This is a genomic window from Patiriisocius hiemis (genome assembly GCF_031846325.1).
Taxonomy (GTDB): Bacteria; Bacteroidota; Bacteroidia; order Flavobacteriales; family Flavobacteriaceae; genus Patiriisocius_A; species Patiriisocius_A hiemis.
Genome location: NZ_JAVRHZ010000006.1, coordinates 22275 through 35773, shown reverse-complemented (window position 1 = coordinate 35773; position 13499 = coordinate 22275). Strand labels below are relative to the sequence as shown.

The following is a 13499-nucleotide window of genomic DNA, read 5'->3' as shown; positions in this document are numbered from 1 at the left end:
TGTGTATTATTAAAAAATAAAACAAAATGGCTTTAGAAATAACAGACGCAACTTTTGAAGAAACAGTATTAAATAGTGACAAACCAGTAGTGGTTGACTTTTGGGCAGCTTGGTGTGGTCCTTGCCGCATGGTAGGTCCAATTATTGACGAATTAAGTAAGGATTACGAAGGGAAAGCAGTTGTTGGAAAGGTAGATGTAGATGCAAATCAAGAATTTGCAGCCAAGTATGGAGTGAGAAACATCCCTACAGTACTTGTATTTAATAATGGGGAATTAGTAGGTCGTCAAGTAGGTGTTGCAGCAAAAAATGTTTATGCTGAAGCAATAGACGGACTTTTATAATACTTTTTACATAGAAAAATAAAATGAAAAGGTTTGGCTTGTAGTCAAGCCTTTTGTTATTTTAGTAATCACATATAACTTGAATGATATTAAAGATGAGTTCAGAAAAAAAACAAAAAGTACAAGATAGAATTGAGAGTCAACAATTAGATGACAGAACCATATTTTTATGGGGAATGGTAGAAGACAAAACGGCTAGACATGTTGTAGATAGGTTGTTGTATTTAGATTCAATTAATCATGATGAAATAAAGCTTTATATAAACAGTCCAGGGGGATATGTTACATCTGGATTTTCTATGTACGATACCATAAAACAAATTAAGAGTCCAGTCTCCACTATATGTACTGGCCTAGCAGCTTCTATGGGAAGTATTTTATTGAGTGTTGGAGAGAAAGGGCGCAGATTTATACAGCCTCATGCTAGAGTAATGATACACCAGCCTAGTGGTGGAGCCCGAGGACCAGCTAGTGATATAGAAATTTCGGCTCAAGAAATTTTAAAAACAAAAGAGTTGAGCGCAAAAATTCTTGCAGAAAACTGCGGGCAAGATTTTGATAAAATAATGAAAGACTTTAATCGTGACCATTGGATGGACGCAGAAGAAAGTGTAGCCTACGGAATTGTAGATGGTATTCTATAAAAAGTAGAAAAATAGAAAAACGAAAGTAAGCGTTTATGTTTTTACTTTCGTTTTTTGTTTTTAGAGTATGGATATAGAAAAGCAAATAAACCAAATTACTGGATTTAAAAATTTAGAATTACTCGCTACCCAAGTGGTAGAAGGGTTTATTTCTGGGATGCATAAAAGTCCCTTTCATGGATTTTCGGCAGAATTTGCAGAGCACAAAATTTACAACAATGGAGAAAGTACTAAGCATATAGATTGGAAACTTTTTGCAAAAACAGATAAACTCTACACGAAACGTTACGAAGAAGAAACCAATCTACGTTGTCATTTAATTATCGATAATAGTAGCTCGATGCACTATCCCAAACATAAGGAGTATTCATTAGAAAAAATTAACAAAATAGCTTTTTCGGTATTAGCGAGTGCCGCAATAATGAATTTACTAAAACGGCAACGTGATGCAGTTGGTCTTAGTGTGTATAGTGACACATATGAGTTTTATACTAATGAAAAGGGGAGTGAACGCCATCACCAAATGTTGTTAAATCAATTAAATCTGGCACTTTCAAAAAATAAATCACAAACAACCACAAAAACTTATACCCATTTACACCTAATTGCTGAAAAGTTAAAAAGAAGATCACTTGTTTTTCTTTTTACCGATATGTTTCAAAGTGATACCGAAGAAGAAAAGCTTTTTGAAGTATTGCAGCATTTAAAATACAACAAACACGAAGTGGTGTTGTTTCATACCTACGATGCAAAAAAGGAATTAGAGTTTGACTTTAGTAATCGCCCTAAACGATTTGTGGATGTTGAGACAGGAGAGCATGTTAACTTATATGCAGATAACATTAAAGAAAACTATGAGGCTGCAGTAAAAGCTTATTTTACTGAATTAGAACTTAAGTGTGGACAATATAGAATTAAATATGTTCCAGCAGACATTAATAAAGGATTCCAAAAGATTTTAACTACGTATTTGGTAGAACGGCAAAAGTTTGGGTAAACTTCCTTAAAACAAAAAAAGCCCATCCATTTGGATAAGCTTCTCATCAGTCTATTTCTAAACCACGAGCCACATTTAGGTGACTCAACACAACATTGTAAGTTTCCTTGAAGAAGGAAATCTTGCGGTCTGGACGAGACTCGAACTCGCGACCCCCTGCGTGACAGGCAGGTATTCTAACCAACTGAACTACCAGACCGTGCTACTATTTTTAAGACTTTAAAAGCTTGTCTACTATTATCGCTAATAGCGACGGCAAATATACACTACCTTTTTATTATGACAAATAAATTTTTATTTTTTTTTCATTCTTTTGAACTAAAAAATTAGTTTAAACTAATTTTTTAGTTATATTTACTTTTAGTTTTAAAATTTCTTACTATGAAGTATACATTAACAATAGCTTTTCTACTTATTGCTAACGTATTATTTTCTCAAAAATATATTGGCTACAAAGTATAGGAATATTGTAACTAGTTTTATAACTAAAGCATTACTTAAAGTTTAAACATCAATCAATTAAATCTAATATTATGAAATATCTATTATTACTATTTTGTCTAGTTACTGTTGGAGCTTTTGCTCAAGAAACAATCGATAAAGATGAGGTACGTAGTGCCTGTATGGATTACCTAGAGGGGTTTTATGAAGGCGATACCTTAAAAATTAAAAGAAGTCTACAGCCTAGTTTAAATAAACTTGGTTTTTGGAAAGATAAAGAAACGGGAAAATATAAATCTCAGGGGTATATGACCTTTCAAGAAGCGGTTAATTATTCAAAAGGAGTGTTGGAAAAAAAGAAATTTCCTAAAGAAGATGCCTCCAAAGAAGTAGAAATTTTAGACATAAGTAAAACTACGGCAGCTGCAAAAGTAACTGCTTGGTGGGGTACAGATTATGTGTTGCTTTCTAAGCAAGGAGACAAATGGATGATAGAACAAGTGCTTTGGGAAGGTCCGTTAGAAAAGGAGTAAATTAAACGAGCTTATATGCACTACTGTATTTTATTTCATCAAAACTTGAAATAACTTTATCTGCTAGACTATAGTCTTGTAATGTAGAGTGTTTACTGTTATAACCCACGCAATAAATACCCGCGTCTTTGGCTGCTTTTATTCCATTAGTGGAATCTTCAATAACCATACAGTTTTCCCTTGGTGTATTTGCGGCTTCTGCAGCTTTGATAAAAATTTCAGGATGAGGTTTACTTTCTTTTAAATCGGCACCACTAAGTTTTGCTACAAAATACTGGTTAAGGAAAAAACGGTCAAAAATCCTATTGATGTTAGGCATCGATGCCGAAGAGGCTAATACAAGAGTAAGTCCGTTTTTGTAATAGTCTTTTATTAGTTCTAACACCCCATTTAACAAGGTTAGCGAATCATCATTTTCAAAAAGGTGTTTAAAATGTTTTCTTTTTCGATCTACGAGTGCTTCAGGAGCTTCAGAAAGTGAAAAGTGAGCAACTAATTTTTTGCAAATGTTTATAGTAGATTGCCCTGTGAAGCTAGTATATAACTCTTCAGAAACAGTTAAATCATAATCTGAAAACATAGCAAAATATGCTTTTCTGTGTAAAGGTTCGGTGTCTACAATTACACCGTCCATATCAAATAAAACTGCTTGAAGCATAGAAACTCTTTTTAGATAAAAACAATTGTTGTAAAGATATTTGTTTTGTAACTTTTCAGAAAAAATAAACGTAAATGCTTTCAGAAATTATTAAGGGACGTAGAGCTGTATTTCCTGTACAATACAACCAAGAACCTATAACAAAAATAGAAATAGAAACAATTTTAGAGGCGGCTAATTGGGCACCAACACACCGAAGAACAGAACCTTGGCGTTTTAAAGTTTTACAAGATAAGTCTAAAATAAAGTTGGCTACTTTTCTTTCTGAAACCTATAAAATAAGTGTTGAAAATTTTAAAGAAACTAAATATTTAAAATACCAAACCAACCCTCTTAAGGCTGGATGTATTATTGCTATTTGTATGAAGCGCGACCCTAAAGAAAGTATTCCAGAATGGGAAGAAATTGCAGCTACAGCAATGGCAGTACAAAACATGTGGTTGACTGCACATAACTTAAATATTGGAGCCTATTGGAGTTCACCAACTATAATTGACCAGATGCATCTTTTTTTCAATCTAGAAGAAGGAGAGCGTTGTTTAGGTTTCTTCTATATGGGGAAGTATGATGATGACTTGCCAGAGGGAACTCGAAAATCTACAATAACTGATAAGACAGAATGGTTATAAAAATGTGATGACATTTGTTTTTTGTTTCGATGTTATAAAAAACGTAACCATGAAACAATTTAAGCTTTATTTAATTGCACTTTTATTAGTAGTACTTTCTTGTAGTAAGGATGATGAAAACAATCCACAAAACGATTTTTCAAATTTTACATCACAAATTTGTGAAAATGCAGTTGGTGTAGATGCATTATACTGGGATTATTCTAATGCATTACCGGTACCTCTTACACAGATTCCAACTATCCAAAACCCTGGTGAATTTTTTATTCATAGTGCCTACCCACAGTTAGGCTTTACTTTACCGCAGGGATATACTGCATTTGAAATTTCACAAAACAACCCTCCAGCGGTAGGAGTAGATGTTATCAGAAACGATAATAATGTGATATGGCGTTATGTTCCTTTAGTTTCTTTTCAAGGAAATGTAGGGATTAATGATGTTGTAGCAAGTCAAGTTAATAGTATGTTTAATTTTCACAACTTTAATAGCTCTAATTTTAATGTAATTTGTTCAGAAACCAAAACAAGTAATAGTGGAGGACTTCAATTTACATTTGGGGCAAGGCTTATAGAGTTTGGAAATTTTACGGGATTAGTATGGGTAAATACATTGTATGTTCCTTCGGTAGATAGTACATCTATTTCTGTTTCAATTTCATCTGCACCTACAGCAGAATTTGATAATGAAGTATTTAATACATTTTTGCCTATTAGCTTTCAGTTGCTAGTTATAGATGATGAGGTAAGAGATACAGACTTAGATGGAGTTCCAGATAATCAAGATGCAGATCCGTTTGACCCAAACGTACAGTAAGATAAAAATAACCCTTTCTAAAGTTCTCAGGAAGGGTTCAATTTTTTTAAAACAACAATTCCCAATTGGCAATTACTTTCCAAATAAACAAACCTAAAAAGACTAATGTAGTAAGGAGTTTTATGAAGGTAGAAGCAAGAAAGCCCATAAAACTTCCAAACGCGGCTTTAAGTGCTTGAGGTCCTTCGGTTTTATTAAATAGTAATTCGCCTAACAAAGCACCAAGAAAAGGACCAATTAAAATACCAAAGGGGGGAAAGAAAATAATTCCAATAAAAAGACCTAAAGTTGTTCCCCAAGCTCCAGCTTTACTGCCACCAAACTTCTTGGTTCCCATGGCTGGTATAAGATAATCCATCACATAAATAAAGATTGCAACAACTCCAGTAATTATTATAAACGGCCAGCTAAAGGGAATAGATGGAGCCAAATATAAGAGGAGTAAACCTACCCAACTTACTGGTGTACCTGGAATTACAGGTAGAATACTACCAACTATACCAACAAGCATAAATATAAACCCAAGTGAGATAAAAAGAATGTCCATACAGTATATTAGAATCTAAAAATAACAATAAGTTACATTTTTGTAACTAAAAAATTAGTTTAACTAAAAATTTAGTTGTAAGTTTGAAACTCAAAAATAATTTTAATTGAAATAATAATAAAAAGTTACCCACTTTAGTGAGCAATACTATGAAACAACTTACCAAAGCAGAAGAAGACATTATGCAAATACTCTGGGATCTTGAGGAGAGTAATGTAGCTACTATAATAGACCAATTACCAAAACCAAAACCAGCTTACAATACAGTTTCTACCATTGTAAGAATACTTGAGAGTAAAGGCTTTGTGGATTATCGTAAAGAAGGGAGAGGCCACATATACTTCCCTAAGGTTTCTAAAACCGAATACAGTAATCAATCAATTAATAAGCTCGTTGATGGGTATTTTCAAGGCTCGTTTAAAAGTATGGTTTCTTTTTTTATGAAGAAAAACGATATCAGTATTAAAGATATGGAAGCTATTATGAAAGAAATTAATAAAGATTAGAAATCATGATACACTATATTTTACAGATCATCGCATTTCAGTTAGTTTTCTTACTAGTGTATGATATTTTCTTAAAGAAGGAAACTTTTTTTAACTGGAATAGACTCTATTTATTGGTTACACCTATACTAAGTTTTGTCTTGCCACTTATTAAAATTGATGCAATCCGACAACAAATTCCAGAAAATTATATAGTACAATTACCTGCTGTTATAATTGGTGAAAAAACTAATGAGGTCCTTGTAAATACTAATAATGTGTCTAATTCTTTTTCTTTTGAAATAATACACTTATGGTACTTAGGGATAACTATTACAGGAACTATTTTACTTGTAAAACTCATTAGACTTTATCTCCTTAAACAAAGAGGGGTTACAAAAATTATTGAAGGGCATGAAATAATTCTTCTCCCAAAAACAGATGTTGCGTTTACTTTTTTTAATACCATATTTATTGGAGAAACACTTACACCAACACAACAAAAAACTATAATAGCACACGAGTTAATACATGTACAACAATACCATAGTATAGACTTATTATTTTTTGAAATCCTTCGCATTATTTTCTGGTTTAACCCACTTGTATATGTATATCAAAACAGGACAGCTGTATTACAAGAATATATTGCAGACGCTGAGGTGACAAAGGCAAAAAATAAAAAGGACTACTACCAATCACTATTATCTCAGGTATTTGATACTTCAGTAGTATCCTTTACAAATACATTTTTTAAACATTCATTAATCAAAAATCGAATTATCATGATTCAAAAATCAAAATCTAAAAAAATCTTTCAATTAAAGTATTTATTATTGGTTCCCTTAGTATTTGGTATGTTAGTTTACACCTCTTGTTCCGATGACAAAACGGGTGTTTCTGAAGAAGCCAATCAGGTTTCAAGTTCAGATACAGAAATAATGACAAAAATAAATGAGCTTTCTGAAGCTATAATGAAAAAAGGAAATTTAACTGATGAAGAAAAAAGAGCCTTAGACTTTTTAGCAACTGAAGCTAAACCTGGAGATAAAGTTTACACTTCAGTTGATGAATACTTAGAAGAAACAGAGAGCATTCCTTTTGCTGTTATAGAAAAAGTACCTGTGTATCCTGGATGTGACACTTCTCAAGAAAATCAAGAGCTTAAAAAATGCATGACCGATGCGATTACTAAACATATAATCGAAAATTTTAACACCAAAGTTGAAAAAGATATATCTGGTCGCCAACGTATTTCTGTTCAATTTAAAATTGATAAATCCGGTAATGTAAAGGACGTAAAAGCTAGAGCTGCACATCCAGAGTTGGAAAACGAAGCTGTTAGAGTAGTAAGTTTGCTTCCTAAAATGAAACCTGGAGAACAAAAAGGCAAAAAAGTAACTGTAGTATATGCTTTACCAATAGTTTTTGAAATTAATGAGTAGACTATTCTTCTTATTTATAATAGTATACATAGCTAAAGCTTCATCGCAAACAGATGGAGCTTTAGCTATTGGTGATAGTTTGTATGCGCTTGGGAATTATGACAGAGCTATTACTTATTATGAGAAAGCACCTTCAACTAGTATTCAAAAAAGTAAAATTGCTAAAACGTATAAAGCAAAAGGGAATAACAAAAAAGCACTACAATATTATAAAGATGCTGTGACAAAAAATCCAGATGCTGTAATATCTGTTTATAACTATGGAAAGTTAGCCTTAGATGCAGGAAAACTTACTATTGCAGATAGCGTTTTTGAACTTCTTTCAAAAAAGTATCCAAACAACTTAAACTACACTTATCAAAAGGGATTGGTACAAGAAGCTAAAAGAGACTCAATGTCATTTATGACTTTTATGTTTATTGCTCTTAAAGATAGTACACATCTTAATGCTGCCTATAAGGTTGCAAGAAGGTTGGTGACTAAGAGAAATTTTAATAATGCCATGCCATATATAGAAAGAGGACTTGAAGCTGACCCCGAAAGTATACGTTTTTTAACTCTAAAGGCCTTGGTCGCTTACTACTCTAAAAACTACCATCTTTCAATAAAGATTTTTGAAAAGTTACTTTCATTAAACCAAAGTAATGAGCAGTTGCATGAAAATCTCGCAATTAGTTATGTGCAAACCAATCAATTTGAGAATGCAATTGAACAATACACTATTTTAATTAATGAGTTTAATGATAAAAGCCCTTCTTGGCATTTTGCACTTGGTAATGCCTATAGTGCGCTGCGATATTTTGATAAAGCAATAAGACATATTGAAATTGCCTTAGTACTGCAAGATGTAAGTCTGGAGAGAGAATATCTTGCCCTTGCCACTATTTATAAACGACAAAAGGATTATAAACTGGTTTTTGAAATGATGCAAAAGGCAGTTGGAGAGAACCCTTCTAGTGATACGCTTCAATACCAATTGGCCATTTCAGCAGATACATATTTTGAAGATAAAGCGTCTGTAATAAGTTACTATGAAAGGTATATTTCAAAATTTGGTGAGAAGGGAAATTATATAGAATTAGCAAAACAACGGGTAAGTGACTTAAAAAATGAACTTCACTTAAGCAAAGATTAATTTGTTGCTAAAAGCTTATTGAAGTACCTTCAGAATATATAAAACACAATTATCGATTAAAAAATTGTAATTTTCGGGCAATAATGTAATGGATGAAAGTGTTTTTTGCCCTTTTTTTAGTCTTTTTCTGTAGTTCTTGTCAGTTTTTTGAAACTGAGAAGATACCTTCAGAAGTTTTTTATGATGAAGAAAAACAAACAATAGACTGGAATGATGTAGATCAGTTTCCTGTATTTAAGTCATGCAGTAATTATTCAGAAAAAGAAGCACAGCGCACTTGTTTTGAAAATACGTTAAACCAAAGACTACTCACTACACTTCAGCAAGAAGAGTTACAAATAACTACCCAAGAAATTATAGATACTGTCCTAGTTCATTTTACAGTTAGTAAAGAAGGGATGCTTTCAGTAAAACAAATGGACTTAGATAGTCTTACCGCTACTCGATTTCCTAATTTTAAAGAAGCTGTATTAAATGCGATTTCTAACTTAGAAGTAGATGCCCCTGCATACAAACGTGGTATTCCTGTTACTACAAGTTATACTTTGCCCATAGTGTTGCAATCAAATTAAAGGTTAATTTTATACCCTACAGCAAGATTGATCGGGAACTCGTCTCCCTGTTCAATACCTAAAGCAAAAATATCAATGTAATTAAGTGTCAAAAACCCTTTTCCAAGTGCAATATCTGCGCCAATTCCAAATGCACCAGGTGCTCTAAGATCACCACCAGAGCCTTTGAGTAATTCATCATCATCATTTCCTTCTCCCACGACTAGAACATCACGTGACACATATACATAAGAAGCAAACTTTACATTGGCGTAAATGTCTATAGTACTACTTTTCACAAATTTAAAACGATAGTTTAATGAAAACTCACTTTTATTAAAATCGTAGTCGCTATTTCCTATAGTTTGTTCAAACTGTGCTACTACAGAGTGTCTTTTTAAGTTTTCAAGCTCTATAAGTTCAAAATCAATCCCAAAAGTGGGTAAAAAAGTATTGTCTGGATTTACAAAATAGGCTGTATTAGAATATCCTACAAAAGCACCTAATCTGGTTTTTAATTTTCCACCTTTCTCTTTTGGTGTAAAATTAGAATCTACTTTTTTATTATACTCATTTACAAAATTAAGTAATGAGGTTCTGGTTAATTTTACTTTGTCAACCGTCATTGGGCTATCTATGGTTAATACCTTTAAAGACTCTTTGTATTCTTCTTGATAATCTCTATTAGTTTTTGTGTTTTTAAGCTCTGTGATAGCTTCTCCTTTTTTAATAAAGTAGCGGTACTCTCCATTTACAGTAGTCCAAAGTAGGGTAAGTGGTCCTTCTACTTCAGTAGTTAAGGTATAAGTTTGACCATTAACTGTATATTGTTTTTGTTGTGCCGAAATAGTAGTGATACAAAAGCAAAAAATGATAATTGGTAGAATGCGTAGGAGTTTCATAAGGGCATGATTTTGATAGCTAAAGGTAAAAAAAAATTGCAGACCGCCTATTTTTTAAACTTCCTGTTTTTCCATTGATAGTTACCTAATAAGCTCTTTGTAAAAACCAATAGACTCAAAATAGGGTATATTATGCTACTTACTAGAAAATGTATAGTAGATATTTTGCTCGTGTAGATTTCTTTAGTTTTTGATAATAGCATATAATCCAGCATAAGTTTTAATAAAAAGACACTAGCTAAAAAATAGAAATAACAAAATTCAAAAAATGATGTAACACCAAGAACCACTAAAAGAAAATTAATAGCTACCACAACTAGCCCCGTTAGTTTTACAAGTGCAGACTGTTGTTTTGTTGTTTTAGAAGCCCAACGTACTCTTTGTTCTATAATTGCTCTGCAGTTTTTTTCTAGACGAGTAGTAACGGTAGCTTCATGGCTTTTTAAATACGCGATTTTTTCTTGATACTTTTTTGCAAACTTCTCTAATAGAAATATATCATCTCCAGAAGCAATTTTATTATTGTCTTTAAAGCCTTCAACCTCTATAAATGCTTCTTTACTGTACGCAAAGTTAGCTCCATTACATAATAAGGGCTGCTTAAGACCAAAAAAACCTATGGTAGTAGCTTGTAAACTTAAAATGTCTAATTGCTGAAATATTTGTAAAAAGTTATTGGCTTTTTCCCCTTTTACAGGAGCGGCTATTGCAATTGGGTTATGTTTTTGTATAAATGAATCATAAACTTGTAACCACTTTGGTTTAACCTCCCCATCTGCATCGGTTGTGAGAATCCAAGGGTGTTTTGCTTTAGAAATACCTAAGGTAATCGCATCTTTTTTTGGGGAGTTTGAAATAGGTTTGTTTTCTATAATTGAAAACGGAATGGCTTTATCTGAAGTTTCAAAAAAACGATTTATTATTTCAACCGAAGCATCTGTAGAAGCATCATCTATAAAAATAAGCTCGAAATATGATGTAGGATATTTAATTTTTGAAAATGAACTAAGCAAATTTGGTAGATACTTCTCTTCATTTCTAAAAGGAATAATAATAGAGAATTTTGTTTCTAAATTGAGTTCTTCAGAAGAAAAAATAGGAACTTTACTAAACCCAATAGTTAAACTAGCAATTAGAATAGTATACAAAAGGGTAATACAGACTATTGCAACTATCATAAGCTTTTGGGTTTGTACTGTATAAAAATGAGATTACCTATAAAAGCAGGTAACGCAAAATTTAATAACCACATATATAAAACACTACATAATACAAGAACTTCAGGAACCCCCATTAATGAGAATACCCAGACTGCAATACCACCCCTAACTACTACATCCAAGATAAAAAGTGTGGGAGTAATTGAGACTAACAGATACATGGTAAATATAAGAGGTGCTGTTTCATTTACTTTAGTATCAGCTCCCAAAAACTTTAGCACTAAATAAAATAATGCGCTAAAAACAATGTATCGTAAAATGGAGAGCGCTCCTATTTTAAGGTTGAAAGTAGCAGGTAATTCTCTAAAAAAAATCCATATATTCTTTAAAGAAAATCCTTTCACTAAAAGTTCACGTTCTTTAAATAAATAACCCAATACTATAAATAAAACTATAACAATAATCGCAAGAATAATATTTGTTGGTTTAATGGATATTGAATAGCTAGATACCGTTATGATAACTCCTATAATACCAAAGAGAAGTGTGGTTAAAAGCTGCATTCCGTTCCCAAGAAAATTAAGCACTAAAATTTTTTTCCTTTTTTTAGATGGATAAAACATAGCCTTAGCTCCATAATCCCCAATACGATTTGGAGTTAATAACCCAATGGCATGAGCAGATAAACTTTGCTTTGCAGCCGTTTTAAATGAAATTAAATGTACTCTTGAAGCAAGAAGTTTCCATTTTAAAATCTCTAACAACCAATTTGTCATGGCTAAAAAAAGGCATAGGAAACCAAAAAACAGTAAAATTTCAATGGGGTTTGATTCCCCTACACTTTGCAGGAGTGACTGTAAACCTATTGGGGCTTGGCTTATTTTATAGTAAATATACCATAAAGTCGCTCCCAAAATCAATACCTTTAGAGCGGTAAGTAGATATTGTTTAGCTTTGTGTGAGAGGGAAAACATCATAACGAAGTTACATAATTTAATATAACACAAATCTCCTATTGGCAACTGAAAAAATAATATTAGGTATTGACCCCGGAACTACAATTATGGGATTTGGACTCATAAAAGTTGTAGGAAAAAAAATGGAGTTTTTACAACTTAACGAGTTGCAACTATCTAAATATGACGACCACTATGTGCGCTTACGACATATTTTTGAGCGAACTATAGAGTTAATAGATAGTTTTCACCCAGATGAAATTGCTATTGAAGCCCCTTTCTTTGGTAAGAATGTTCAATCCATGCTTAAATTGGGAAGAGCACAAGGTGTAGCAATGGCCGCTGGTTTGTCTAGACAAATCCCCATTACAGAATATTCTCCTAAAAAAATTAAAATGGCCATTACTGGTAATGGAAATGCCAGTAAAGAACAAGTTGCCAAAATGTTACAAAGCTTATTAACACTTAAAGAACTACCTAAAAATTTAGATAGTACAGATGGACTGGCTGCTGCTGTATGTCATTTTTACAACGCTGGAAAAGTAAGTACAGGAAAAAGCTATACAGGATGGGCTGCTTTTGTAAAACAGAACGAAAAGAGAATTAGTAAGTAATTATTTTGGCGATGGAAGTTCTAGAACAAATTCGTAGAATTATAGATGGTAATCTTATCTACTGCCTTCCATTTACAATAATAAGTTTAATGCTTATTGAACTATTTTTCAATAATAAGTTTAAAACCAAAATAGTACTCAATTGGATTAGATGGATTATAATTAGTTACACAGCTATAATTCTTATTAGCTTTATTGTTGGGATGCTTATAAATCCTCAAGAATATGCAATCGTAAATAGAGCTACAGGCGATTATAAATGGGCCTATTGGGTAATGAGTTTTTGCACTTTAATTTTACCTCTCTCCTTATTAAACAATAAGCTAGCTAAAAGAGGACTCTATGTATTGGCTATTAGCATTTTGATGAAGATTGGTTTTTATTTAGAACGTTTTACGATAGTTACAACAAGTTTTCATAGAGATTATAATACATCACAGGGTTTTGATTTCAAAATTATTTTTAATGGAATTGTCATACCCTTGATTCAAGGAGTGATAATAGCATTTGTATTTTTATTTTTTGCCCAAGTGTATAAAAGAGAACCAAAAAAAGTAAACTATTAGCACCAAACAGAAACATACTTGTAAAAATTGTGATACTCTTTTAGAAGATAACTTTTGTGCTTTTTGTGGGCAGAAAGC

Annotated in this window: 17 protein-coding genes and 1 tRNA gene; 12 read left to right on the top strand and 6 right to left on the bottom strand. The window is 32.3% G+C overall.

Annotated elements, in window-relative coordinates; translation table 11 throughout:
• Window positions 1-26 precede the first annotated feature (26 nt).
• From trxA to RM538_RS10125, 3 genes are all read left to right on the top strand, one after another.
• Window positions 27-344 (top strand): thioredoxin, encoded by a 318-nt coding sequence (gene trxA, locus RM538_RS10135; protein WP_311333315.1) that lies wholly within the window; start codon window positions 27-29, stop codon window positions 342-344.
• A 95-nt stretch (window positions 345-439) separates the two neighbouring features.
• The gene (locus RM538_RS10130) at window positions 440-988 is read left to right on the top strand and encodes a ClpP family protease (RefSeq protein WP_311333314.1); all 549 of its coding nucleotides are present in this window, start codon (window positions 440-442) and stop codon (window positions 986-988) included.
• A gap of 67 nt (window positions 989-1055) precedes the next feature.
• On the top strand, window positions 1056-1985 hold the full coding sequence (locus tag RM538_RS10125; RefSeq protein ID WP_311333313.1) for a DUF58 domain-containing protein: 930 nt from the start codon (window positions 1056-1058) through the stop codon (window positions 1983-1985).
• Between the two features lie 125 nt (window positions 1986-2110).
• Here the strand turns inward: RM538_RS10125 and RM538_RS10120 are convergent.
• Window positions 2111-2184: transfer RNA gene (locus RM538_RS10120), tRNA-Asp, on the bottom strand.
• Window positions 2185-2518: 334 nt separating this feature from the next.
• Between RM538_RS10120 and RM538_RS10115 the strand changes: the two genes are divergently transcribed.
• Entirely contained in the window at window positions 2519-2959 is a 441-nt protein-coding gene (locus RM538_RS10115; RefSeq protein ID WP_311333312.1) for a nuclear transport factor 2 family protein, read from the top strand.
• Between the two features lies 1 nt (window position 2960).
• Here the strand turns inward: RM538_RS10115 and RM538_RS10110 are convergent, their stop codons facing one another.
• Window positions 2961-3617, bottom strand: coding sequence for an HAD family hydrolase (locus RM538_RS10110; RefSeq protein ID WP_311333311.1), 657 nt, complete (start codon window positions 3615-3617; stop codon window positions 2961-2963).
• Between the two features lie 74 nt (window positions 3618-3691).
• On the opposite strand from RM538_RS10110, the gene RM538_RS10105 reads away from it, so the two are divergent.
• Both RM538_RS10105 and RM538_RS10100 read left to right on the top strand, forming a co-directional pair.
• A complete protein-coding gene (locus tag RM538_RS10105) occupies window positions 3692-4246 on the top strand; it encodes a nitroreductase family protein (protein WP_311333310.1) in 555 nt (184 codons plus the stop codon).
• A 49-nt stretch (window positions 4247-4295) separates the two neighbouring features.
• On the top strand, window positions 4296-5060 hold the full coding sequence (locus RM538_RS10100; protein WP_311333309.1) for a hypothetical protein: 765 nt from the start codon (window positions 4296-4298) through the stop codon (window positions 5058-5060).
• A gap of 46 nt (window positions 5061-5106) precedes the next feature.
• Here RM538_RS10100 and RM538_RS10095 read toward each other — a convergent pair whose 3' ends face one another.
• On the bottom strand, window positions 5107-5607 hold the full coding sequence (locus RM538_RS10095) for a DUF456 domain-containing protein (protein ID WP_311333308.1): 501 nt from the start codon (window positions 5605-5607) through the stop codon (window positions 5107-5109).
• A 149-nt stretch (window positions 5608-5756) separates the two neighbouring features.
• Here RM538_RS10095 and RM538_RS10090 point away from each other — a divergent pair, with 149 nt between their 5' ends.
• The 4 genes from RM538_RS10090 to RM538_RS10075 all read left to right on the top strand — a co-directional run bounded on the left by RM538_RS10090 (window position 5757) and on the right by RM538_RS10075 (window position 9244).
• Window positions 5757-6113, top strand: coding sequence for a BlaI/MecI/CopY family transcriptional regulator (locus RM538_RS10090; protein WP_311333307.1), 357 nt, complete (start codon window positions 5757-5759; stop codon window positions 6111-6113).
• 5 nt (window positions 6114-6118) lie between these two features.
• Window positions 6119-7537 (top strand): M56 family metallopeptidase, encoded by a 1419-nt coding sequence (locus tag RM538_RS10085; RefSeq protein WP_311333306.1) that lies wholly within the window; start codon window positions 6119-6121, stop codon window positions 7535-7537.
• Window positions 7530-8672: a tetratricopeptide repeat protein gene (locus tag RM538_RS10080; protein ID WP_311333305.1), complete on the top strand. Its 1143-nt coding sequence runs from the start codon at window positions 7530-7532 to the stop codon at window positions 8670-8672. The genes RM538_RS10085 and RM538_RS10080 overlap by 8 nt, the downstream gene beginning before the upstream one ends.
• A gap of 92 nt (window positions 8673-8764) precedes the next feature.
• Complete coding sequence (locus tag RM538_RS10075; RefSeq protein ID WP_311333304.1) at window positions 8765-9244, top strand: energy transducer TonB; 480 nt, start codon at window positions 8765-8767, stop codon at window positions 9242-9244.
• On the opposite strand, the gene RM538_RS10070 is transcribed toward RM538_RS10075, so the two are convergent.
• The 3 genes from RM538_RS10070 to RM538_RS10060 are packed head-to-tail and all read right to left on the bottom strand — an operon-like array spanning window position 9241 to window position 12061.
• Window positions 9241-10125 (bottom strand): hypothetical protein, encoded by an 885-nt coding sequence (locus tag RM538_RS10070; RefSeq protein WP_311333303.1) that lies wholly within the window; start codon window positions 10123-10125, stop codon window positions 9241-9243. The genes RM538_RS10075 and RM538_RS10070 overlap by 4 nt on opposite strands.
• A gap of 47 nt (window positions 10126-10172) precedes the next feature.
• Window positions 10173-11303, bottom strand: a complete 1131-nt coding sequence (locus RM538_RS10065; RefSeq protein ID WP_311333302.1) for a glycosyltransferase — start codon at window positions 11301-11303, stop codon at window positions 10173-10175.
• Window positions 11300-12061, bottom strand: a complete 762-nt coding sequence (locus tag RM538_RS10060) for a hypothetical protein (RefSeq protein ID WP_311333301.1) — start codon at window positions 12059-12061, stop codon at window positions 11300-11302. Before RM538_RS10060 ends, RM538_RS10065 begins: the two co-directional genes overlap by 4 nt.
• 239 nt (window positions 12062-12300) lie before the next feature.
• On the opposite strand from RM538_RS10060, the gene ruvC reads away from it, so the two are divergent.
• Together ruvC and RM538_RS10050 are read left to right on the top strand one after the other, a co-directional pair.
• Window positions 12301-12855, top strand: coding sequence for a crossover junction endodeoxyribonuclease RuvC (ruvC, locus tag RM538_RS10055; protein WP_311333300.1), 555 nt, complete (start codon window positions 12301-12303; stop codon window positions 12853-12855).
• 11 nt (window positions 12856-12866) lie between these two features.
• Window positions 12867-13421, top strand: coding sequence for a hypothetical protein (locus RM538_RS10050; protein WP_311333299.1), 555 nt, complete (start codon window positions 12867-12869; stop codon window positions 13419-13421).
• The last annotated feature ends 78 nt before the right edge of the window (window positions 13422-13499 follow it).